At 65.1% G+C, this 21,264-nt stretch carries 21 protein-coding genes; 13 read left to right on the top strand and 8 right to left on the bottom strand.

Annotated features, from left to right (window positions below; translation table 11 throughout):
• Positions 1-40: 40 nt before the first annotated feature.
• Positions 41-505: an Hsp20 family protein gene (locus ACV7JP_RS15235; protein WP_457796506.1), complete on the bottom strand. Its 465-nt coding sequence runs from the start codon at positions 503-505 to the stop codon at positions 41-43.
• Positions 506-749: 244 nt separating this feature from the next.
• Between ACV7JP_RS15235 and ACV7JP_RS15230 the strand changes: the two genes are divergently transcribed.
• From ACV7JP_RS15230 to ACV7JP_RS15215, 4 genes are all read left to right on the top strand, one after another.
• Positions 750-1,157 (top strand): hypothetical protein, encoded by a 408-nt coding sequence (locus ACV7JP_RS15230; protein WP_457796505.1) that lies wholly within the window; start codon positions 750-752, stop codon positions 1,155-1,157.
• A gap of 66 nt (positions 1,158-1,223) precedes the next feature.
• Positions 1,224-3,626, top strand: coding sequence for a TonB-dependent receptor (locus tag ACV7JP_RS15225; RefSeq protein ID WP_457796504.1), 2,403 nt, complete (start codon positions 1,224-1,226; stop codon positions 3,624-3,626).
• A gap of 57 nt (positions 3,627-3,683) precedes the next feature.
• Positions 3,684-4,250, top strand: coding sequence for a TlpA family protein disulfide reductase (locus ACV7JP_RS15220; RefSeq protein WP_457796503.1), 567 nt, complete (start codon positions 3,684-3,686; stop codon positions 4,248-4,250).
• Between the two features lie 128 nt (positions 4,251-4,378).
• Positions 4,379-5,323 carry an alpha/beta fold hydrolase gene (locus ACV7JP_RS15215; RefSeq protein ID WP_457796502.1) on the top strand — a complete coding sequence of 315 codons (945 nt, stop codon included), beginning with the start codon at positions 4,379-4,381 and terminating at the stop codon, positions 5,321-5,323.
• Positions 5,324-5,547: 224 nt separating this feature from the next.
• Here ACV7JP_RS15215 and hisN read toward each other — a convergent pair whose 3' ends face one another.
• Together hisN and ACV7JP_RS15205 are read right to left on the bottom strand one after the other, a co-directional pair.
• Positions 5,548-6,369: a histidinol-phosphatase gene (gene hisN, locus ACV7JP_RS15210; RefSeq protein ID WP_457796501.1), complete on the bottom strand. Its 822-nt coding sequence runs from the start codon at positions 6,367-6,369 to the stop codon at positions 5,548-5,550.
• Between the two features lie 82 nt (positions 6,370-6,451).
• The gene (locus tag ACV7JP_RS15205; protein ID WP_457796500.1) at positions 6,452-7,408 is read right to left on the bottom strand and encodes an N-formylglutamate amidohydrolase; all 957 of its coding nucleotides are present in this window, start codon (positions 7,406-7,408) and stop codon (positions 6,452-6,454) included.
• 194 nt (positions 7,409-7,602) lie between these two features.
• Between ACV7JP_RS15205 and cpdR the strand changes: the two genes are divergently transcribed.
• Positions 7,603-7,965 (top strand): cell cycle two-component system response regulator CpdR, encoded by a 363-nt coding sequence (cpdR, locus tag ACV7JP_RS15200; RefSeq protein WP_341108785.1) that lies wholly within the window; start codon positions 7,603-7,605, stop codon positions 7,963-7,965.
• 35 nt (positions 7,966-8,000) lie between these two features.
• Here cpdR and ACV7JP_RS15195 read toward each other — a convergent pair whose 3' ends face one another.
• Positions 8,001-9,050: a hypothetical protein gene (locus ACV7JP_RS15195; protein WP_457796499.1), complete on the bottom strand. Its 1,050-nt coding sequence runs from the start codon at positions 9,048-9,050 to the stop codon at positions 8,001-8,003.
• 262 nt (positions 9,051-9,312) lie between these two features.
• Here ACV7JP_RS15195 and ACV7JP_RS15190 point away from each other — a divergent pair, with 262 nt between their 5' ends.
• Complete coding sequence (locus ACV7JP_RS15190; protein ID WP_457796498.1) at positions 9,313-10,383, top strand: hypothetical protein; 1,071 nt, start codon at positions 9,313-9,315, stop codon at positions 10,381-10,383.
• 152 nt (positions 10,384-10,535) lie between these two features.
• The gene (gene rpmE, locus ACV7JP_RS15185; RefSeq protein ID WP_363348127.1) at positions 10,536-10,766 is read left to right on the top strand and encodes a 50S ribosomal protein L31; all 231 of its coding nucleotides are present in this window, start codon (positions 10,536-10,538) and stop codon (positions 10,764-10,766) included.
• A 378-nt stretch (positions 10,767-11,144) separates the two neighbouring features.
• Here rpmE and rcdA read toward each other — a convergent pair whose 3' ends face one another.
• On the bottom strand, positions 11,145-11,681 hold the full coding sequence (gene rcdA / locus ACV7JP_RS15180) for a protease adaptor protein RcdA (protein ID WP_457796497.1): 537 nt from the start codon (positions 11,679-11,681) through the stop codon (positions 11,145-11,147).
• A gap of 794 nt (positions 11,682-12,475) precedes the next feature.
• On the opposite strand from rcdA, the gene ACV7JP_RS15175 reads away from it, so the two are divergent.
• From ACV7JP_RS15175 to ACV7JP_RS15165, 3 genes are all read left to right on the top strand, one after another.
• The gene (locus tag ACV7JP_RS15175; protein WP_457796496.1) at positions 12,476-13,267 is read left to right on the top strand and encodes an inositol monophosphatase family protein; all 792 of its coding nucleotides are present in this window, start codon (positions 12,476-12,478) and stop codon (positions 13,265-13,267) included.
• Between the two features lie 29 nt (positions 13,268-13,296).
• Positions 13,297-13,764 carry a GNAT family N-acetyltransferase gene (locus ACV7JP_RS15170; RefSeq protein ID WP_457796495.1) on the top strand — a complete coding sequence of 156 codons (468 nt, stop codon included), beginning with the start codon at positions 13,297-13,299 and terminating at the stop codon, positions 13,762-13,764.
• A gap of 176 nt (positions 13,765-13,940) precedes the next feature.
• Positions 13,941-14,153 (top strand): cold-shock protein, encoded by a 213-nt coding sequence (locus ACV7JP_RS15165; RefSeq protein WP_457796494.1) that lies wholly within the window; start codon positions 13,941-13,943, stop codon positions 14,151-14,153.
• Positions 14,154-14,186: 33 nt separating this feature from the next.
• On the opposite strand, the gene pyk is transcribed toward ACV7JP_RS15165, so the two are convergent.
• On the bottom strand, positions 14,187-15,635 hold the full coding sequence (gene pyk / locus ACV7JP_RS15160; protein WP_457796493.1) for a pyruvate kinase: 1,449 nt from the start codon (positions 15,633-15,635) through the stop codon (positions 14,187-14,189).
• 103 nt (positions 15,636-15,738) lie between these two features.
• On the bottom strand, positions 15,739-16,161 hold the full coding sequence (locus tag ACV7JP_RS15155) for a DUF1036 domain-containing protein (protein ID WP_457796492.1): 423 nt from the start codon (positions 16,159-16,161) through the stop codon (positions 15,739-15,741).
• A 222-nt stretch (positions 16,162-16,383) separates the two neighbouring features.
• Here ACV7JP_RS15155 and ACV7JP_RS15150 point away from each other — a divergent pair, with 222 nt between their 5' ends.
• The 3 genes from ACV7JP_RS15150 to ACV7JP_RS15140 all read left to right on the top strand — a co-directional run bounded on the left by ACV7JP_RS15150 (position 16,384) and on the right by ACV7JP_RS15140 (position 20,138).
• Positions 16,384-18,888, top strand: coding sequence for a hypothetical protein (locus tag ACV7JP_RS15150; RefSeq protein WP_457796491.1), 2,505 nt, complete (start codon positions 16,384-16,386; stop codon positions 18,886-18,888).
• A 130-nt stretch (positions 18,889-19,018) separates the two neighbouring features.
• The gene (locus ACV7JP_RS15145) at positions 19,019-19,603 is read left to right on the top strand and encodes an NAD(P)H-dependent oxidoreductase (protein ID WP_457796490.1); all 585 of its coding nucleotides are present in this window, start codon (positions 19,019-19,021) and stop codon (positions 19,601-19,603) included.
• Positions 19,604-19,694: 91 nt separating this feature from the next.
• Entirely contained in the window at positions 19,695-20,138 is a 444-nt protein-coding gene (locus tag ACV7JP_RS15140; protein ID WP_457796489.1) for a PA2169 family four-helix-bundle protein, read from the top strand.
• A 43-nt stretch (positions 20,139-20,181) separates the two neighbouring features.
• On the opposite strand, the gene hemB is transcribed toward ACV7JP_RS15140, so the two are convergent.
• Positions 20,182-21,198, bottom strand: coding sequence for a porphobilinogen synthase (hemB, locus tag ACV7JP_RS15135; RefSeq protein WP_457796488.1), 1,017 nt, complete (start codon positions 21,196-21,198; stop codon positions 20,182-20,184).
• Positions 21,199-21,264 lie beyond the last annotated feature (66 nt).

Raw genomic sequence — 21,264 nt, 5'->3', positions numbered from 1 at the left:
CGAACGGGCGCCTCCTTCATTTTCAGACCTTGGAAAAGCCTTAGGCGGCCTTGGATTCCACGACCTTCGGGGTCGATGCGCCGCCGCCGATCTCGATGCGGCGGGGCTTCTGGGCCTCCGGGATCTCGCGGACGAGATCGACATGCAGCAGGCCGTTCACGAGGCTCGCGCCCGTCACGACGACATGGTCGGCGAGCTGGAAGCGGCGCTCGAAGGCGCGGGCGGCGATGCCTTGGTGCAGCATCTCGCGGCCTTCAGCCGGCTGGGCCTGCTCCTTGGAGCCCTTGATGGAAAGCGCGTTCTCCTTCGTCTCGATGGTCAGCTCCTCGCGCGAGAAGCCCGCGACGGCCAGCGTGACGCGATAGGCGTTCTCGCCCGTCCGCTCGATATTGTAGGGCGGATAGGTCGAGGCGCCGTCGACGCCGCTCGCCTGGTCGAGGAGGTTGAAGAGACGATCGAAGCCCACGGTCTGACGATAGAGGGGCGAAAGATCGAAGTGACGCATGACATATCCTCCGTATGAAGCGACATGCGGCGCGCTGCGTAACGCGCCGCGCCTTTCCGCGCGTCCAGCGTGGCCCGCGCTAATCCCGATTTGGGAAGCCGTTGGGAGGAGTTCAAGAGGGTCGCTTGCAGCAAAGCTTGCTTAAAGTCAATTCAAGTGGCTCAAAAGCCACACTCGCGCCAAATCATTGGTTTCGGAGACTTTGTCGCATGCTGAACGGCGCTCTCACCGGCTAGCTTGGCGCATGCGGATTCGAGGGGGCCATATTTTGCGCGCAAAGGCGCGCGTCGGACTCGCCGGCCTGGCGCGGAGCGCCCTTGCGCTGGCGATGGCCGTATTCTTCGTCGCGCAGAGCGCCGCTTTGCCCGCGCAAGGCGCGCGCGCCGGCCACGGCGCCTTCGGCCAGAAATGCGAAAGGTCGGGCGCCTCATCGTCCAGCGGCGACTCCCGCGCGCCGTCGACCCGTGCGACGCATGAATGCGAGGCTTGTCTCGCTTGCGTCTTCTCGTCTTTCGACGACACGCGCCTCGGCTTCCACGTCGTTCCGATCGTCGCGAGCCGGATCGCCGTTTCCTGCTCCCGAAGCTTTACCGCGCTTCTCGCCCGCTGGCGCGCGGCGCATCCGGCGCGCGCGCCGCCATCCCTCTCCTGATCGACTGAACGTTCCAACTCGTCACGATCTAACCGCCGTCTTTCGGCGGATGGGAGAATATTGTCCATGTCTCGTCATGTCTTGACGCGCGGCGCTTCCGCCGGCGCGATCGCCCTTGTTTTACTCGGCTATGCTCACGCGCAAACGCCCTTGCCGCAGATCAATATCGGCGCCGCGCGGCGCGGCGCCGCAACCCCGGCGGCGCGCCCTGCGGCCGCGCCGGTCGCCGCACAGCCTGCGCAGGCCGACGACGCGACGATCATCGATCAGCGCCAGATCGCCGACCAGCGGCCGGAGGCGGCCGACGCCGTCAAGCTCCTTCAAAACGCGCCCGGCGTGAGCTGGTACGAAAACGGCGGCGTGTCGCGCCTGCCCGCGATCCACGGCATGGCGGACGACCGGCTGAAGATCCTGGTCGGCGGCGTCGAGGCCACCTCGGCCTGCTCCAACCATATGAATCCGCCGCTCTCCTATATCGACCCGAACAATGTCCAGAATATCGAGGTCCTTTCCGGCGTCATGCCGGTGAGCAAGGGCGGCGACTCCATCGGCGGCTCCATCCTCGTCACGCCGCGCCAGCCGGCCTTCGCGCCGAAGGCCGGCGCGGCGCCCGCGGTCGCCGAGCCCGCAGGCCCCTTCCTGCTCGGCTCGCCCTATCCGCCCTTCCTGCCCTTCAACGGCTCCGGGATACGCTTCGGCGACAAGAACCAGGTCCTCGCCACGGGCGCGATCTCGGCCTTCTTCCGCACCAACAATAACGGGATCACGGTCTCCGGCACGGCCAATGTCGCGACCGAGCATTGGAGCGTGCTCTATAACGGCGCCTGGTCGCGCGCGACGGACTATCATGCGGGCGGCGGCCAGAAGGTGCTCTCGACCAATTTCATCTCGGAGCAGCACTCGCTCACCGCGGCGTACCAGAATGACGGCCACCTCTTCTCGATCCGCGGCGCGGTCGAGCATATCCCCTATCAGGCCTATCCCAATGTCCGCATGGATATGACGGGCAATCGCGGCTACACGATCGAGGGAAAATATCAGGGCGCGTATGACTGGGGCTCGGTCGACGCGCGCGCCTTCTGGCATCACGTCACCCATACGATGGGCTTCCTGCAGGACAAGCAGCCATCGAACATGCCGATGAACACGATCGGCCACGATTTCGGCTATTCGATCAAGACCGAAATCCCCTTCACGCAGCTTTCGGGCCATGACCTGCTGCGCCTGGGGAGCGAATATCACGGCTTCCGGCTGAAGGACTGGTGGGAGCCCATCTCCAACTCGATGATGATGGGACCGTTCACCTTCTGGAACATCAACAATGGCGACCGCAATCGCGTGGGCCATTACGCGGAGTGGGAAGGCGATTGGTCGCCGAAATGGTCCACGCTGCTCGGCGTGCGCAACGACGTCGTCTGGATGGATACGGGCGCCGTCACGCCTTACGATCCGCGCGTCCGCATTCCCATGGGCATGATGATGGGCATGCCCATGTTCATGAACAATCCGGACGCGCTTGCCGCCGCCATCTTCGACAATCGCAACCGCTCCCGCACCGACGTCAATTTCGACATGGTGGCGAAGGCCCGCTACCGGCATGACGAGGCGAGCGTCTACGAATTCGGCTATTCGCGCAAGACGCGGTCGCCCAACCTCTATGAGCGCTACGCCTGGGGCGTCGGCATGATGGCCAGCGCCATGAACAATTGGTTCGGCGACCTCAACGGATATATCGGCAATCTCGATCTGAAGCCCGAAGTCGCGCATACGGTCGGCTTCACCGCCGAGTGGAAGGACCCGCGCGGCAATTGGGAGGCGCGGGCCAATCCCTATTACACTTATATCGAAAACTTCATCAACGCCGAGCGTGTGAGCAACATTACCGGGCCCGCGGGCCTCGTCTTCCCGGTGCTGCAGTTCCGCAATCACAAGGCCCAGATTTACGGATTCGACGTCTCCGGCCGCGTGAAGCTCTGGGAAACGCCGCAATATGGCCAGTTCTTCGCGACGGGCAGCGCGAGCTACGTCTTCGGCCGCGACTTCGAGATGCCGGACTACGCGCCTTGCGGCCTCTCCGGCTTCAACTGCTATCTGCTCGCAAGAAACGCCAGAACGGGCGACGGCCTCTATCACATCATGCCGCTCACGGCGCGCGGGGCGATCGAGCATCGTTACGGAAGCTGGACAAGCGCCGTCGAGCTGCAACTGGTCGACAGCAAGACGCATGTCTCCGTGGCGCGCAACGAGCTGAAGACCGGCGGCTACGGGCTGCTCAATCTGCGCACCGCCTATGAATGGGGCAATGTCCGCTTCGACCTGGCGCTCGAAAACGTCTTCGACCAGAAATACTATCCGCCGCTCGGCGGACATTATTTCACGCTGGCCAAGGTCACGAACAACCCGCTCAATTACGGCCCCGTGCCGGGCATCGGCCGCAATTTCGTGGCCGGCGTGACGGTGAAGTTCTGATCGGATAGAGAAGGGCGGCGCGGATGCGTCGCCCTTCTCCTTTTAAGGAAGCCGCAAATGACTCGCCGTTTCGCTCTCTTTTTCCTGCTTTTCTTCTCCCCCGCTTTCGCCCACGCTGAAATTCTCGGCATGCAGGTCGAGCGCGCCGTGACCGAGCAGGAAATGAAGGATTCGCTGCGCGCGATCGATCTCGTCGACGAGAAAGGCGCCGCTTTCGACCTTCGCGCGACGCTCGCCAACGGCAAGCCGACGCTCGTGTCCATCTGGGCGCATTGGTGTCCCAATTGTCTTGCGGAAGCGCCTGGCTACAAGGCGCTCGCCAAGGCCTGTCCGCAGCGCTGGAACGTCGTCTTCGTCTCCGCCATGCCGAAGGATTTTCCAAAGGACCTCGCCAAGTTCAAGACCTTCGGCCTGCCCTGGAAATTCTACCGCATCGCCGACACGGCGAAGGCCGATGTCGCGAAAGCCAAGGCCGCGCGCGCCTTTTACGGCCTGACGAAGGAAGGCGGCGTGGTGACGCCCACCCACTATTTCCTCAACGCTTCCGGCGCGGTCGAGGCCATTGTCAGCGGCAGGATGAATTTCGCCGAGCCGGACCGGCTTGCGGCTTTCTGTGGAAGCTGACGCCCGGCTGAAGCCGGGCATGAGCGAACCCTCGCCTTTACGGGGAGGGCGTCTCGCTTTTCGACAGCGGCGCCAAAATGCACTATGTCGCCCGAGAGATTCGGCCGCGCTAGCGCCACGGAGAAGACATGCTCGAACTGGTCGCGACGCCAGACAATCCCATTCCCGACGGCGCCGTCGTCCATCAGTTGCGCAGCTATGACGGGAGGCGGCTGCGCGCCGCGTCCTTCCTGGCCGATGGAGCCGCGCGCGGGACGATCGCGCTGTTTCAGGGCCATAACGAATTCATCGAGAAATATTTCGAGACGATCGAGGATTTGCGCAGGCGCGGCTTCGACGTGGTCGCGCTCGACTGGCGCGGCCAGGCCGGCTCGGAGCGCGAATTGGACGATCCGCGCAAGGGCCATGTCGACGATTTCTCGCAGTATCAGCGCGATCTAGAGGTCTTCGTCGCGCAGGCGCTGAGCCCGCGCCCGCAGCCTTGGTTCGCGCTCGCGCATTCGATGGGCGGCGCCATCATGCTGGACATGGCGCATTCGGGCCGCCCGCCCTTCGAGCGCATGGTCCTCATCGCGCCGATGATCGACCTCGCAAATTTGGCGTTTCCGCGCGGCGCGCGCTGGCTCGCGGATTCGCTCGACATGCTCGGCCTCGGCGGCCAGTTCATCCCCTTCGGCGGCGGGCGCAATTATCTCGAATTGCCATTCGAGGGAAACAAGCTCACGACCGATCCCGTCCGCTTCGCCCGCAACGCCGGCATCGTCCGGGCGGCGCCGAGCCTCGTCATCGGCGACCCGACGATCGGCTGGGTCAACGCCGCCTTCCGGCAAATGAGCCGCTTCGAGGCGCCGGAATATGCGCGGCAGATCCGCACGCCGATCCTGGCTTTTTCGGCGGGCCTCGAAAATGTGGTGTCGAACCCGGCCATCGAGCGCTTCGTGCAAAACCTCAACAATGGCGCGCTCGTGCCGATCGCGGGCGCGAAGCACGAAATCCTGATGGAGCGCGACGAGCTGCGCGAGCAGTTCTGGCGGGCCTTCGACGCTTTTATTCCGGGGACGGGCGCCAGTTAATCTTCGTAAGGCGCCGCGGCGAAATAACCGAATCGATCGAGCGCGCGCGCCCTCTCCCCGCAAGCGGGGAGAGGGTTGGGGTGAAGGGCGAGGCAGCGGCGCCGATCTCTCGTGAACGCCAGGAATTTGCTGGCGCTATCGATAGGTTCGCGGCGATCCCCCGCCCCTCGCCCCGCCCTCTCCCCGCAAGCGGGGAGAGGGCAATGACGCCGCCATTGGCGCGCTTATTTCGCCGCGTCGCCTACCCCCCCCAGCAACCGCACCGCCGCCTCGTGCAAGGCCGGGTCCCCCGACGCGACGATGGCGCCGCCTCGCGACGGATCGCCGCCGTCCCAGGTCGTCACCACGCCGCCCGCCCCTTCGACGATCGGGATCAGGGCGACGATGTCATAGGCGTTGAGGCCCGCCTCGATGACGAGATCGACATGGCCGGCGGCCAGCGCGCAATAGGCGTAGCAGTCGCCGCCATAGCGCGACAGACGCACCTCCGCCTCGACGCGGTGGAAGCGCTCGCGCAGCGCGGGCTCGATCAGCAAGGGCGAGGTCGTCATCAGCGTCGCCTGCGCGAGCTTCGGGCACGGCCGCGCGACGAGCTTGCGCCGCTCCTCCGGCGCCCTGCCATGGCGCGAGGGGCCGCGCCAATAGGCGGCCTCGCCGTCGCCATGGAAGCGCTCGCGCGTGAAAGGCTGATGCATCAGCCCGTAGCAGGGCCGGCCGCGATGCTGGAGGCCGATCAGCGTGCCCCAGGTCGGAAAGCCGGAGATGAAGCTCTTGGTGCCGTCGATCGGATCGAGCACCCAGACATATTCGGCCTCGGCGGCCTTCTCCCCGAACTCCTCGCCGATGATCCCATGGCTCGGAAAGGTGCGCCCGATCAGCCGGCGCATGGCGAGCTCGGCGGCGCGGTCGGCCTCCGTCACCGGATCGAAGGCCCCGCCATGCGCCTTGTCGTCGGCGGCGATGGCGGTGCGGAAGAACGGCATGATCGCCTCGCCCGAAACGTCGGCGAGTTCCTCAACGAAGCGTTCGAAATCGACGACGGTCATTGCCTCTCCAGCGACGCGGGAATGTGGCGCCTTGTGCGCGCGCGGACGATGCGGGCGACGAGAAATCGCCGCAACAAGAGACTTATTCGGCGGCTATCCGGCGCGGGCCGCCAAGCGACTCGTCCTGCTCGACATCCTGCGCGAGGCCGGCGACCACGCCCGAGAGATCGGCGACGACCGACGCAAAGCGCGCATTCTTCTCCAGCGTCGCCTCGTCCATATAAAGGCCGCGCGAGACCTCGATCTGCAAGGCGTGCCATCCGGCCAGGGGACGGCCGAAATGCTCGGTGATGAAGCCGCCCGCATAGGGTCGGTTGCGTTGCACGAAATAGCCGCGCGCGCGCAGCCGCTCCTCGACGCCGTCGACGACGCCGGGCGACGCGCTCGCCCCATAGCGGTCGCCGATGACGAAATCGATCCGCTTCTTTTCGCCTTTGGCCGCCGGCGCCGGCTCGCGCGCGCTGGTCGAGGGCATGGAATGGCAATCGACCAGCACGGCGACGCCGAAGCGCCGTTGCGCGCGCGCCATCAGCTCGCGCAACGCGGCGTGATAGGGCTTGTAGAGGGCCTCGATCCGGCGCAGCGCCTCGCCCACCGCGATCCGGCCGGCATAGATTTCGCGGGCGTCGGCGACGACGCGGGGGATGGTGCCGAGGCCCGCCGCGACGCGCAGCGACCTCGTATTGGCGAAGGACGGCAGCGGGCCGTCTATGAGCTTCGGATCGAGCTCATAGGGCTCGCGATTGAGGTCGAGATAGGCGCGCGGAAAGAGCGCGCGCAGCATCGGCGCTCCCACGGCCCGCGACGCGGCGAAAAGCTCGTCGACATAGGCGTCCTCCGAGCGGCGAAGCGAGGCGGCGTCGAGCCGGGCGGATGCGAGGAAACGCGCCGGATAGATGCGCCCGGAATGCGGGGAGGAGAAAACCAGCGGCGACAGCAGCTCCTGCGGCTCGAGAATCTCGAAGGCCGGCGAGAACTCGGGCTCATACGGCCCCTCCGCCGCGCCCCCTTCGCCCTGTGCTGATTCCAAGTCCGTCATAAGATCGTCCCGCCTTGGCCTCGCGCCGCGGACGCCCATCATAACATTGGCGAGCGTCCCCCGGCTGGTCATGCTCCACGAAATTCAGATATGTAGCCGCCTAAGTTAACGTGACGCGGCCCGAGTTTCACCTGATATTTACGAAGCTGAGGCTGTATGGGAAAAAACGCGCGAGGACTGCGATGAATGAGAGGATGACGGCCAAGATCCTGCTTGCGGAAGATGACAACGACATGCGTCGCTTTCTGGTCAAAGCCTTGCAGCAGGCCGGTTTTTCCGTGACCTCCTTCGACAACGGCCTTTCCGCCTATGACCAGCTCCGCGTCGAGCCCTTCGAGCTTCTGCTGACCGACATCGTCATGCCGGAGATGGACGGAATCGAGCTGGCGCGCCGCGCCACCGAGCTCGATCCCGACATCAAGGTGATGTTCATCACCGGCTTCGCCGCCGTGGCCCTGAATCCCGACAACCAGGCCCCGCGCCAGGCCAAGATTCTCTCCAAGCCCTTTCATCTGCGCGACCTCGTGAGCGAGGTTCAGCGCATGCTCGCCGCCTGATTGCGGCAAAGCGCCGGCGGGCGGGGCCGCCGCCGTCAGCGAGCGGCGAAGCGCTCAATCGCCTTGTCGAGCCAGTTGCGCCGACGGTAGACCATGATCCCGGCGATCTCCAGAGTCTGGTCGCCGAAGGGGACATGCGGCGGCCCGTCCATCAGGGTCAGGTCGTAAGGCCGGGCCATCAGAGCTTCTTCGTTCCCGGTCATCTCGATCGATATGCGCGGCGCCGGCGGCAGTTCCGTCGTCACATAGTGAAGAGCCACGAGATTGGGGACATTCTCGCGCGCCAGGGACTGGGCGTTCTTGCGGATCGCCCGGCCGCCCGCCTTTATGACGTAGCTGCCGCTGCGTTCCGTCGAGCGCAGCAGCAAGGCCGTCATCCGGCCGTCGGCGTCGAAATCGCATCGCGCGCCGCGGCGGAGTTCGACATAGGGTCCCTCGAACACGCTCGACCTGATCGTGACGCGCGCGCCCTCGCCCAGGATGCGCCCCCGCCTCGCGTCGAGATAGTCGAAGCTCAGCGCGCGCCGGGCGCCGCCGGGGACCGGAATCGGCTCGCGCAGGCGCGCGGCCACGGCTTGCGCCACCGCCATCGAGGGCTCGGGGCCGATATGCGCCGAATCGACATACTGGCTCTGCGCGATCTTGCCGAGAATGTCGGCCTGCAGCAGGCAATCCGCCGCCCCTCGGGCGAGCGCCGCGTTCCGGTAGAGACGATCCATGATCTGCGACAGCTCGGCCTCGCCCTCCGCCTCCGGCGGCCGCAGGCAGAGGCACAGAAACAGGAGCCGGACGCCCTCGCGCGCGCAGAGCGTGAGGACGTCGTGCAGCGTGTCCTCGACGAGCTTCAGCGTGATGTTGCCGCCGAGCAGCCAGAGGGAATCGTTCAGCGCATATTCGAAGACGACGACGTCGGGCTTCTCGCCCTTCTCCTGGCGCAGCTTGAGAAGCCGCAGGAGGCCGAAGAGCGAGCCGACGGCGCCCAGGAACCGGTTGTCGATCCGGTGCTCCGGGGCGATCTCTTCCAGCATGGCCGCCCAGCCGTTTTTGGGGCCGGAATTCGAGCCGCCGAGAATCATGATGTGCAAGCGAGGTCTCTCCCGGCGGGGCGATCGGAGCGCGCTTTCGTTAGGGCCGTCGGCCTCATGCGCCCGATCGCCAGCCCTTGATCGGCGCGAATCGCTTTACCTCTCATCGCCGCGCGGCGCCAGCCTTGAGTCGCAAGGGCTTATCAGGTACTAAGGGCGCCATCCTCTGCGGATCTCGCGGCTGTCGCAACTCGTGTCCTCAGGCCAGCCTTGATCGAACTGCACGAAGAGAATCTCCTCTCCCGCAAGACCCCCGGCACGGATGCATTTCATCATCGATATTGACAGCGGCGACACGATTTCCGGCTGGCTCGCGCCTGACAATCCGTCGAGCGTGCCGCATTTCGTCGTGTCGATTCCCGGCCGCGACGAGATCGAGATCCGCGCCAATGTGCTGCGCGAGGGCATTCGGGATCTCGGGCTTCACGCCACCGGCGAATGCGGCTTCGTCATTTCGACGGAGATCGTTCCCGACCTGCCCCAGATCATGGACATCGAGATCATGGAGGCGGAGACGCGCCTTCCGATCTATCGCCGCTTCCAGGCGAATCTCGACGTTCCGCGCAAGATCTTCCTGTTCGACTGCTCGATCATCCCACAGCGGCGCATTCTCAGCGAAATCAAGAACCGCTTCTCCCTCAACTACTTCAACTCGGAGCGCAATGGGCTCGAGACCACCATCGCCATCATCGCCAATCCAATGAACCAGTCGATCTTCATCTCCGGCCGCTCGGTGCTGATGCGTTATAACGACCTTCTCAAAGAGAAGGGCTATCTGCGCGTCGCCCTGCTGCGCGAGCCGCATGAGGAGCTGGCCGAGCGGCTGTATTTCTTCAACTTCCTGGTCAGGGAAAGCGACGCGGCGACCTTCTCGACCTATACGCATGGCGCGCGCAGCCTTCTCGAGTTCGCCCGCGACCTGCCCTTCAATGATTTGAAGGCGCTGACCAGCGCCTTCCGGGCATCGAGCGAGCAACAGCGCCGCGAGCTCATGAGCCCGATGACCAGGGTCTTCGGCTGCGACGTGGACGAGGCCCCAAAGCACGCCAACGTCTCCAAAGCCCTCGACAGCCTCGCCGATTTCGACGTGGTCGGCACGCGCGAGCGCTTCCCCCTGTTCAAGGATCTGCTCGCCGGCGCGGCGGGCGCGAATATTTTCGGGGACGAGGAGCCGGTCGTCTTCCAGAGCGTCAAGACGCTCGCCGCCAATCTGGCCAAGATCGGAATCGTCAACGACCTGCTGGCCGACGACCTTGCGCTCTATTCCTATGTCGAGGATGCGATCAATGAGGGATTGACGAATCCGGAAGGGGCGCTGCAGCGCCAGATTTAGCGCAAGGACGCAATCGGGACGCGGCCGACGGCTTGCCGAAGCGGGCGCATTGCGCTAAGAGCGCTGCCAAATCGTCAGCTTGAACCGGCCGCCCCGCGCCGAAAGGCGTAACGGGGCCGCGGCCGTTTAGCATCGCAGGAAGGACGCGTTCGATGAAAAAGGACATCCACCCCGACTATCATACGATCAAGGTCGTGATGACGGACGGCTCCGAATATCTGACGCGCTCGACCTGGGGCAAGGAAGGGGACACGATGAATCTCGACATCGACCCCAAGACCCATCCGGCCTGGACCGGCGGCTCGACCCAGCTCCTCGACCGCGGCGGCCGCCTCTCCCGCTTCAATTCGCGCTTCGGCGGACTGAGCTTCGGAAAGAAGTAAGGCCGTCCCCGAGCCAGCGACCGCCACGAACGCCGAGGCCCCCGCCCCGGCGTTTTTTCTTGCGACGCGCGACTGCTGATAAGGCCGTGATGACGCCCTTCATGCTTCGAGGGGCTTCGCCTCGTCATTGCGAGCCGAAGGCGAAGCAATCCATGGGCAGCTATTGCGGCTCTGGATTGCTTCGGAGCTTACACTCCTCGCAATGACGGCCGCACGGCGAAGCGATCAATGGGACTCATATTTTATACGGCTGCCGCCCGATCGCCTCGCGACAATGCTCCCGGCGTCATTGCGAGCCGAAGGCGAAGCAATCCAGAACGCCTGAGAAACAGCCCCGGATTGCTTCGTCGCATTTTTCGAAGTCGGGACGCCCGATCTCTATTGCGCGAAGGCGTCGCGCAGCTTTGCGAGCTGATCCAACACCGGACTCGCGGCGGGAGCCGTGCGGGCGTGGGGCGCTTCCGGCGCGGCGTAGATGAGTTGATCCAGGTGGATGATGCGGGCTTGGAGCCGCAGAGAATGCAGGGCCAGATCGCGCAGGCGCTGGGGCAGACGCTGGAAGATGTCCGGCGCGGAAGCAAGCTCCTGCTGATGCAGCTTGACGCGGTGGCGGTCGCTCGCCGCCTGGCTGCGCGTGAGCTCCCCCTGATTGACCGCGCGCTGCAGCAGAAGCCAGGAGGCGATCTGCATCAACCGGGTGGTGAGGCGCATGCTCTCGGCCGCATAGGCCAGCGCTTCGGCGCGGGGCAATTCCTTCGCCTCGTCGCGACCCTGCCCGTCGAGATAGGCGGCCGCCTCCTCCACGAGGCCCATGCCCTCTTTGAACATCACGCCGAACGCTTCGGAACCCGCGAGCTTTTCGACGAAGGAAACGGGCTGGCTCGCCTCGCCCCGATTGTCACTTAAACGCCCCATGCCACGCTCACGCCTCTGGCCGGTCTGGTTGACGCCGGCGAACTCTTTACACGGAGACCATAGCGCAATTGAATTGGGCGCGCTCGCTTAGCCGTTTTTTAACCTTAACGTCGGCAACGGTTTTTTAGGGACGTTCGGATCAAAGACGCCAGATGCGCTCGAAGACTGATCGGGTCCCGGCCCTTAACGGCAAAAAGAGAGCCGCAAAAGCGGCTCGCAAGGCTCATGACAGGGAGGCGTCAAGGACGAGTGGAGAAGAGATTGGCCACTCGCGTCCGGATGGCGGACCAGACAAGGCTGGGCGAGATTTGTTAAAATACCGCTAATAAGCGCAATTTTTTCAAACCGGGATCATGAGGCGCTTTGTTTCGGATCCGCGCGGCGGCTAAAGGCCCCTCGCCGCCGCGGCGTCAGCGCTTCCGTCCTCCGCGCTTTTCTCCGTGTGAGAGAGTTGGACGACGCCGAGACACAGGACGACGAGGATCAAGGCGCGGATCAGTTGACCGGCGTTGACGCGGCAGAATTTCGGGCGGGGCGCGGGCCGCGAGGGAGCCGGCTGATCTTCCCCGGCCTTTGACCGGCGAGCGTCGACGATCGCGTGAGGGCGCGCGCGGAGCGGGGCTCTGAACCCGGCGTCAATATTGGCCATGGAAGACTCCGTTAAATTCTTTCGTAGAATTTAGCGGGAAATCTTACGATTTGGTAAAGCTTCAGCTAAGTCCGCGTTACTGCTTGACGCATTCGCGGGCGGGAGGCATTTGAACGGTCCCCCCTGCTCCCCGAGGCTTCCCCGAATGATTCGTTCCGCGTTGATGAATGTGATGACCGCCGCCGCGATCAAGGCCGGGCGCGGGCTGAAACGTGACTTCGGCGAGGTCGAAAACCTCCAGGTTTCCGTGAAGGGACCGGGCGACTTCGTCACCGCCGCCGACAAGCGGGCGGAGAAGACGCTGTTCGAGGAGCTTTCCAAGGCCCGTCCCGGCTATGGTTTCGTCCTGGAGGAAGGCGGAACGATCGAAGGGTCCGACAAGAGCCACACCTGGCATATCGACCCGCTGGACGGCACCTCGAATTTCCTTCACGGCGTGCCCGTCTTCGCCGTTTCGGTGGCGCTCGAGCGCGACGGCCAGCTCGTCGCCGGCCTTGTCTATAATCCGGCGACCGATGAGATGTTCGTCGCCGAGAAGGGCCAGGGCGCCTATTTCAACAACCGGCGCATGCGCGTCGCCGCGCGCCGTTCGCTCGCGGACTCTATGGTCGCCTGCGGAATCCCGCCCCTCGCCCGCTCCCGCGACCACGAATCGTTCAAGCGCGAGCTTTCCGCCGGAATGGCGAAGATCGGCAATATTCGCCGCATGGGCGCCGCCGCCATGGATCTCGCCAATGTCGCCTGCGGCCGTTTCGACGGCTATTGGGAGCGCGGCATCAACTCCTGGGACGTCGCGGCCGGGGTCGTGCTCGTTCGCGAGGCCGGCGGTTTCGTGACCGATCTTTCGGGCGGCGGCGACATGCTGACCAAGGGCGAGATATGCTGCGGAAACGAGGCGATCCATCGCCAGCTTCTCGACGTGATGAGGAAGGCGTGAACGCTTTTAGCGGCGCGAGCCGGGAAATTATGCCTCTGCCCGACCCGGCGGCGCGGCTGCGCCGGCGCTTGGACGCCGATCTTCCCGAAATGCTCGATCTCTGGGTCGCTTCCTGGCGCGCCGCTTATCCCGAGATCGACTTCGACGCGCGGCGCCCCTGGCTGATCAACCAGATCGCGACGCTGGAGCGGGACGGCGCCGTCACGCTCTGTATTTTTCACGACGGCGCGCTTGCGGGCTTTGTCGTCATCCACCCGGAAACGGGCTGGCTGGACCAGATTTGCGTAGGCGAAGCCTATAAGGGAAACGGTTGCGCGGAATCGCTGATGGCGGCCGCCCGCACGGCGTCGCCGGGCGTGGTGCGCCTCGACGTCAACGCCGACAATATTCGCGCGCGCCGCTTCTATGAACGCAACGGCTTCGCTCAGGTCGGCCGTGGCGAAAACACCCTTTCCGGCCGCTCCACGATACAAATGGAGTGGCGCGCGATAAAATAGCGGGCCGCCACGCTTCCAATATTGGCGGCGACGCTCCATATTGAGCGTGTCGAGTTTCGGCCGAACGATCTTGCTCTCTCGTCTCAAGACGCGCGGCGATGACTTTCTCCCAAAACTTCGATTTGAAAGACGCCGCATTCTCGCGGCCGTCTCTTCGCGTCTTGAAAGGATACGCCATGCAGACTGGCGCCGTTAAATGGTTCAACGCCCAAAAGGGCTTCGGCTTCATTCAGCCGGATAGCGGCGGCGGCGACGTCTTCGTTCACATCAGCGCCGTCGAGCGCGCGGGCCTGAGCCATCTCTCCGAGGGCCAGAAAGTCAGCTATGAGATCGTCGTCGACAAGCGCAGCGGGCGCTCCTCGGCCGATAATCTCAAGATCTCCCAGTAATTGGGAAAGGGGGCCGGCGACGGCCCCTTTTCTTTAGGGCGCGTCGCCCGTGAGGCTCGCCGCCTCGCCGACATGGGCGATGCGGATCATATTCGTCGCGCCCGGCGAACCGAAAGGCATGCCCGCGACGATGATCACGCGGTCGCCGTCATCGCCGAAGCCCTCGCTTTTCGAATATTCGCAGGCGCGCTTCACCATATCCTCGATATCGACGGCGTCGCGCGTCTCCAGCGCGTGAACGCCCCAGACCAGCGCGAGACGGCGCGCGGTGTCGCGCTTTGGCGTCAAGGCCAGGATCGGCGATTGCGGACGCTCGCGCGCAATGCGCAGCGCCGTCGTGCCAGAAGAGGTCCAGGCGCAGATCGCCTTGGAATGCAGCGTCTGCGCCACGTCGCGCGCCGCCACGGCGATGGCGTCGGCGGAGGTCGGATTCGGCAATTCGCCGCGCTGGGCGTTGATGATCGAACGGAACACCGCGTCGGTCTCGACCTCCTCCGCGATGCGGCTCATCGTCGCCACGGCGTCCTGCGGATATTGGCCGGCGGCGCTCTCCGCCGAAAGCATCACGGCGTCGGCGCCCTCGAAGACGGCGGTCGCCACGTCCGACACCTCGGCGCGCGTCGGCAGCGGCGAGAGGATCATCGATTCGAGCATCTGCGTCGCGATCACCACCGGCTTGCCGAGACGGCGCGCCGAACGGTTGATGCGCTTCTGCAGGCCCGGAACGCGCTCCAGCGGCACCTCGACGCCGAGATCGCCGCGCGCCACCATCAGCGCGTCGGAAACCTCGATCACCTCTTCGAGGCGGTGGATGGCCTGCGGCTTCTCGATCTTGGCCATCACCAGAGCGCGGCCTTTGGTGATCTGCTTCACTTCGATCACGTCCTCGGGCCGCTGCACGAAGGAGATCGCCACCCAATCGACGCCCTCCTTCAGCGCCGCGTCGAGATCGGCGCGGTCCTTGGAGGTCATCGACGTGATCGGGATTTCCGTGTCCGGCAGGCTCACGCCCTTGCGGTTCGACAGCCGCCCGGCGACGTCGACCACCGCATGGGCGCGCTCGGGCGTCGTCTCAACCACATGCAGCCGCACGCGGCCGTCATCGATGAGGATCGTGTCGCCGACCTTGAGCGCGGCGAGAATTTCCGGATGCGGCAGGCGCACGCGGGTCACGTCGCCCGGCGTCGGGTCCGAATCGAAGACGAAGACGTCGCCCTTGCGCAGATGGATCGAGCCTTCCTCGAAGGCGCCGATGCGCAGCTTCGGTCCCTGCAGATCGCAGAGAATGCCGATCGCGCGTTCCATCTCCGCCTCGATCTCGCGGATGATGCGCACATAATTGGCGAGCGCCGCGTGATCGGTGTGGCTCATATTGATGCGGAACACGTCGGCGCCCGCGCGCACGAGGCCGGCGATGATCGCCTTGTCGACTGTCGCCGGTCCGAGCGTGGCGATGATCTTGGTCCGCCTCAGCCTTCTCATGTTCGTTCCCAAATCCTCGTCTAGATCGCGCGCGCTTCTCGCGAAAAACCGGCTTCCGCTTTTTCGCCGCGCGCTTCAACGGCCGCTATAGCGCGGCTCTATGTCATTGCGCCGGCGCCGCGTTCGGATCCGTGAGCTGAACCGTCCAGCTCTTGGCGTCGCGCCCGGTGTCGATCTCGAAAAACCCCGTCCGTTCGTAGCCCCGCGCGAAGCAGTCCTCGCGTCCGTCGATTCGGAATTCGCGGTCGCGCGTGCACATGAAGGCCTTGCCCTTCCATTCCCCGCCGCGCTCGTCCATCGCGTAGACATAATAATATTGCGCCGCGAGCGGGCCGCGCAGCAGCGTCTCGCAGGCCGCGGGACGCAGATTCCACCAGCCCTCGGAAAGCCAGTTCCTTCCGTCCGTATAGGCGATGGCGACGCTGACCCGCGTATTCGTGTTGTTGCACAGGCGGAAATCGGCGCGCGCCGGCGCCGTCAGGGCCAGCCCCGTCAGAATGGCGGGAAGGATAAGGCGTCGCGTCATCGTGAGGGCAAGGCGTCGGAGGACCGGTCGGACGGCGCCGCCGAAGCGCCGCCGCGGGGGAAAGGCAAACCACGTGAAGGCGGGTTTGGCAACCCCGCGCGTCGAGGGCGGGAAATCGCGCCGCATCCGGCCTTGCGGACCTCCGGCGACGAAAATATGCTTTTCCCGCCAAGCGCTAACGCGCAAGGCTCCGCCCTTTTCACGAGATTGTTGGAGATTGCGATGCTTTCCTGGACAAGCTGGCTGCTGCGCATCCTCGTGGCCTGCCGCGTGAGCGTCATCAGCGCCGCGACGGGCTTTCTTCTCTTCGACTTCGTCCTGCCGGCGCGCGATCTCTTCGCCGACATATCCTTCGGCGCCCTGCCCTATAGTTTCGAGGCGTGGCTCCGCTGGCTCGCCTTCTTCTTCTCCGTGTTCTTCTTCTGGGCCTTCCCCGTGCATTACGCGGCGCGCCGGATGCTCGACGAGAAAGACTGGGTCGCGCCGGCGCGGCTGAAGGAGATCAACGAAGCTTACGTCGAGGAGATCGACACGGTCGGCGCGCAGCGTCACGCGCTGCTGACGAAGCTCGTTCCGCGTCTGCTGGGCATGACCCCTTTCGTCGCCATCGCTTTCGGGTTGCTCAGGGCCTATCGCGTGGTCAGCGAAGTGGACGGGCTCGAAACCGCCGCCGAGGCGAGCCTGCAAATCTTCATATTGACGGGCCTCGACCTCATCGCCGGCATCCTGTTCTACCGTTTCATCCGCGCCCGCAAAAACATCCTGGACGCCGTCGTATCGCGGGTGGAAGACCGCCGGGGCAAGCAGTTTTCCAGGGAGTTCGTCAACAGGTTCTTTCTCTTCCTCGCGAATTTCTGCCTCCTGATCACCGGCGCGCTCTATCTCGCCGCATATTCCCAGCCCGCCCTCCTCGCGCAAATCGCGCCGCGGGCGATGGTCGTGCCCTTCCTCTTCGGCAGCCTCGTTCTCGTCGCCGGCTGGCTGGCGCGCATGGCCGAAAAAACGGGCGTCCCTTTTCTGGGCCTCGCCATCGCCGCCGCGCTCGGCGTGACGGCGCTGAACAAGCACTATAACGACATGCGCGTTCTGCCCGCGGACCCCGGCAAGCTCGACGCGCGGCAGATCGACATCGACCTCGCGATCGACCGCTGGATGGCGGCCAATCACTGCGACGGCGACAAATGCCCGCCGGCGCTGATCGTCTCGGCGGAAGGCGGCGCAAGCCGCGCGGCTTTCGCGCTCGCGACCGCCGTCGGCTATCTGCTGGACCGCGCCGACGAGCTTCCCGATGCGAAGGAGCCGGGCGCCTCGCCCGCGCGACGCATCTTCGCCATTTCGGGCGTGTCCGGCGGCTCCTTCGGCGCGGCGACCGTGCGCACGGCCCTGTGGGAGGCGGCGCGCCAGGGTCTCGCGTCGCCGCCATGCAAGGAGCCGCCCAAAAACTGGTTTCACGCCGACAAGGCTGAGGTGAAGACGAGCTGGCGGGCCTGCCTCGAGGCGCTCGTCGTCGGCGATTATCTCACGCCGGCCTTTATCGGGCTGGGCTTCAGGGACAATGTCGCTCCGCCGCTGCCTTTCATCAAGGACGACCGCGCCGTTCTCGTGGAGAAGGCCTGGGAGACGCATTTCGCCCAGGTTCTGGACCTTGATCCAAGCGACGACGAGGCCGGTCTGCGCCGTCGCTTCGGCTATGTCGGAGACATGCTGACGGAGGGACATTGGCTGCCGCTGCTGCTGCTCAACGGGACTTCTGTGAACACGGGCACGCGCATCGTCGCCTCGGACGTGATCTCGACGCGCAAAAGCGATGGCCCGGAGCCCGGTCGCGCGCCGCTCTACCCTGCCGCCTTCGATCTCTTTGAAATGCTGTCCTCGCCCTGCGGCGGCGCCGGAGACGTCATCTGCCGGGCGGCGGAATCCGGCTCCAGCGACGTGCCCGGGATCCGCAACGGCGCCGATGTGCGCCTCTCCACGGCGGCGATGGATTCCGCCCGCTTCCCGATCGTCTCGCCGGCCGGAATCATCCGCGCCGCGCCGGGCAAGGACAATCCGCCGGAAGAAGACCTCGGCGACCGCGTCGTCGATGGCGGCTATTTCGAGAATGCCGGCCTGACGACGTCGATGGATATCGCCCGCGCGCTCTATGCGAGAGGGATCACGCCGGTTGTTCTCTGGGTTCAAAACGACCCGACGCGCGGCAAATGCGACGCTGTCGACAAGAACGGTTCGGACGGACTACCGCCGCGCGCCGCCGGCACGCCGCATCTGAAGGTCGCGGATCCGCAGGGGCTGGAGACGATTTTCGGCACGCTCGCCACGCCGTTCAACGCCTTGATCGCGACGCGGGCCGGCCATGCGGACGAGGCGGCCGAAACGGCCCAGCGCGTGCTTGAGGACATGAGCGAGAGCCTCAACAAGGAGGTGGACGGCATTCGCTCGAGCTACTTCACCTACAAGCTCTATCGCGCGCCCAATTTCGACCGCGGCCAATGTGAAAAGGACGAGGCGCCCGCAATCGAGGATGAAGAGCTCGCGCGCGCATGCGCGCCGTTGAAGGGGCTGAAGCCCAAAATGGCGGAGGTCTCCATGAGCTGGTGGCTGTCTCAGCCGGTCCAGGCTTCGGTCGACTCGCAGATCTGCGACTGGCGAAACCGGAAGGACCTCGGCAATTTGCGCCGGCGCCTCTCGCAAATGCTGTCGACCAAGGCGGCCGGCGCGGCGAGATAGGCGCGCGCCTTCGCCCTTTCCGCGCGCGCCGAGCCGCGCGGGCGGATTCGCCATGTCTGGATGACAAACTCACAGAAGCTTCGCCCGGCCTTTGCTAATTGACGCGGACTCGGGCGCGCGGAGAAGCGAATTGTCCAAGAAGATCGTCATCGTCCAGGGTCACCCCGATCCCGCGCCGGAGCGCTTGTGCCGCGCGCTGGCCGACGCCTATGCGCGCGGGGCGGCGCAGGCGGGGCATGAGATCAGGCGCATCGACGTCGCCGACCTCGATTTTCCCATGCTGCGCAGCCAGGCGGCTTTCGAGAGCGGCGCTTTGCCTCCTGCGATCGCCGAGGCGCAGGAGACGCTGCGATGGGCGGAGCATTGGGCGATCGTCTATCCGCTCTGGCTCGGCGACGCGCCCGCGCTCTTCAAGGGCTTTATCGAGCAGATATTCCGGCCGGGCTTCGCGCTCCGCTACAGGCCAGGCAAGCTTCCCGAGGGGCTTCTCAAGGGGAAATCCGCGCGCGTCATCGTAACGATGGGCATGCCGAGCTTCGTCTACCGCTTCTTTTTCCTTGCCCATGGCCTGCGCAATCTGAAGCGCAACGTGCTCAATTACGCCGGCGTCTCGCCCGTGCGCGCGACCTTGATCGGCTCCGCGAAGGGAATGACGCGCGAAACGGCGGAAAAATGGCTGGCGCGGGCCGAAGCGCTCGGGCGCGACGGGCGCTGAAAGGCCGACTCAGGCAACACCGCGCGGAACAAACGAAGCCTCTCCTTGTTTCGAACGGACGCAGCGGCGTCCGTTCCGCAGGGAGGCGCATATGGAAAATGTCGAGGTCATCAAGACGCTGAGCAATCTCGCGGAGATCAGCCGCGACGGCGAGAAGGGCTTCCGCACGGCGGCGCAGGAAGCGCGAGACCCTCACCTCAAGACCGTCTTCGAAAACGCCGCGGACCGCTGCGCCAGCGGCGCCCACGAGCTGGAGTCGCAGATCGCCGCCATGGGCGGATCGCCGTCGCATTCGGGCTCGGTCTCGGGCGCGTGGCACAGGGTCTGGACCAGCCTCAAAGCCATCGTGACCGGTCATAGCGACAAGGCGATCCTCGAGGAGATCGAACGCGGCGAAGATATCGCCAAAGCGGCGTATGAAACGGCGATCGCCAAGCCTCTGCCGCCGAACGTACACGAGATCGTCGATCGCCAATATCGCGGCGTGAAGGAAAATCACGATCGCGTGCGCGACCTGCGCGATCGCGCGGCGTGACGCGCGTTCCGCGCCGGGCGCGGAACGCCAACCGTCGGCGGCTTTAGCTTGCGTCCTGCAAGATGCGCGCGGCGCGCGGCGCGAAATAGGTCAGCACGCCCGAAGCGCCCGCGCGCTTGAAGGCGAGCAGGCTCTCCATCATGGCGCGCTCTTCATCGAGCCAGCCATTCTGCGCCGCGGCCATGATCATCGCATACTCTCCGGAGACCTGATAAGCGAAGGTCGGCGCGTGGAAGGTCTCCGCGACGCGATGGACAATGTCGAGATAGGGCATGCCGGGCTTGACCATCACCATGTCGGCGCCCTGCTCGAGATCGAGCGACACCTCGCGCAGCGCCTCGTCCGTATTCGCCGGGTCCATCTGATAGGCGCGCTTGTCGCCCCGCAGCGTCTTATTGGTGCCGATCGCGTCGCGGAACGGGCCGTAAAAGGCCGAAGCGTATTTCACGGCGTAGCTCATGATCTGCACGTTCTGGAAGCCTTCCGCGTCGAGCGCGGCGCGGATGGCGCCAACGCGTCCGTCCATCATGTCGGAGGGCGCGATGATGTCGGAACCGGCGCGCGCCTGCGTCACGGCCTGCCGCGCCAGAACCGAAACCGTCTCGTCATTGAGGATCTCCTCGCCCGCCAGAAGGCCGTCGTGACCGTGGCTCGTATAGGGATCGAGCGCGACGTCGGTGATCACGCCGATATCCGGCGCCGCTTCCTTGATCGCGCGGCAGGCGCGGCAGACGAGATTGTCGGGATCGAGCGCGATGCTCGCCTTCTCGTCCCTGAGCTTTGGATCGGTATTGGGAAAGAGCGCAACCGCCGGCACGCCGAACGCCGCCGCCTCCGAGATCGCCGCCGCGGCGAGGTCGATCGACTGGCGGAACACGCCAGGCATTGAAGCGATCGGTTCGCGGCGTCCTTCGCCCTCGATCAGAAAGACGGGCCAGATGAGATCGGAAACGTCGAGCGAGGTCTCTCGCACAAGGCGCCGCGACCAATCGCTCTTGCGGTTGCGCCGGGGCCGCTGCACCAGCGGAAGCCGCGTCGAAGAAATCTCCCTGTCGGACATCGTCGCCTCCCTTGTCGCGGACGCTTAACACGCGCGCCTGCGCCTTTCGACTCCGGCGCGCGGGAA

The organism is Methylocystis sp. S23, from assembly GCF_054106005.1.
Note: the sequence above shows the minus strand (reverse complement) of the source record. Positions and strands in the feature narration are given on the sequence as shown.

Excerpts from the sequence above, each read along its gene's own strand:
- ACV7JP_RS15235 (WP_457796506.1), bottom strand. The coding sequence starts at position 505 with ATGCGTCACTTCGATCTTTCGCCCCTCTATCGTCAGACCGTGGGCTTC.
- ACV7JP_RS15230 (WP_457796505.1), top strand. The coding sequence starts at position 750 with ATGCGGATTCGAGGGGGCCATATTTTGCGCGCAAAGGCGCGCGTCGGA.
- ACV7JP_RS15225 (WP_457796504.1), top strand. The coding sequence starts at position 1,224 with ATGTCTCGTCATGTCTTGACGCGCGGCGCTTCCGCCGGCGCGATCGCC.
- ACV7JP_RS15220 (WP_457796503.1), top strand. The coding sequence starts at position 3,684 with ATGACTCGCCGTTTCGCTCTCTTTTTCCTGCTTTTCTTCTCCCCCGCT.
- ACV7JP_RS15215 (WP_457796502.1), top strand. The coding sequence starts at position 4,379 with ATGCTCGAACTGGTCGCGACGCCAGACAATCCCATTCCCGACGGCGCC.
- hisN (WP_457796501.1), bottom strand. The coding sequence starts at position 6,369 with ATGACCGTCGTCGATTTCGAACGCTTCGTTGAGGAACTCGCCGACGTT.
- ACV7JP_RS15205 (WP_457796500.1), bottom strand. The coding sequence starts at position 7,408 with ATGACGGACTTGGAATCAGCACAGGGCGAAGGGGGCGCGGCGGAGGGG.
- cpdR (WP_341108785.1), top strand. The coding sequence starts at position 7,603 with ATGACGGCCAAGATCCTGCTTGCGGAAGATGACAACGACATGCGTCGC.
- ACV7JP_RS15190 (WP_457796498.1), top strand. The coding sequence starts at position 9,313 with ATGCATTTCATCATCGATATTGACAGCGGCGACACGATTTCCGGCTGG.
- rpmE (WP_363348127.1), top strand. The coding sequence starts at position 10,536 with ATGAAAAAGGACATCCACCCCGACTATCATACGATCAAGGTCGTGATG.
- rcdA (WP_457796497.1), bottom strand. The coding sequence starts at position 11,681 with ATGGGGCGTTTAAGTGACAATCGGGGCGAGGCGAGCCAGCCCGTTTCC.
- ACV7JP_RS15175 (WP_457796496.1), top strand. The coding sequence starts at position 12,476 with ATGATTCGTTCCGCGTTGATGAATGTGATGACCGCCGCCGCGATCAAG.
- ACV7JP_RS15170 (WP_457796495.1), top strand. The coding sequence starts at position 13,297 with ATGCCTCTGCCCGACCCGGCGGCGCGGCTGCGCCGGCGCTTGGACGCC.
- ACV7JP_RS15165 (WP_457796494.1), top strand. The coding sequence starts at position 13,941 with ATGCAGACTGGCGCCGTTAAATGGTTCAACGCCCAAAAGGGCTTCGGC.
- pyk (WP_457796493.1), bottom strand. The coding sequence starts at position 15,635 with ATGAGAAGGCTGAGGCGGACCAAGATCATCGCCACGCTCGGACCGGCG.
- ACV7JP_RS15155 (WP_457796492.1), bottom strand. The coding sequence starts at position 16,161 with ATGACGCGACGCCTTATCCTTCCCGCCATTCTGACGGGGCTGGCCCTG.
- ACV7JP_RS15150 (WP_457796491.1), top strand. The coding sequence starts at position 16,384 with ATGCTTTCCTGGACAAGCTGGCTGCTGCGCATCCTCGTGGCCTGCCGC.
- ACV7JP_RS15140 (WP_457796489.1), top strand. The coding sequence starts at position 19,695 with ATGGAAAATGTCGAGGTCATCAAGACGCTGAGCAATCTCGCGGAGATC.
- hemB (WP_457796488.1), bottom strand. The coding sequence starts at position 21,198 with ATGTCCGACAGGGAGATTTCTTCGACGCGGCTTCCGCTGGTGCAGCGG.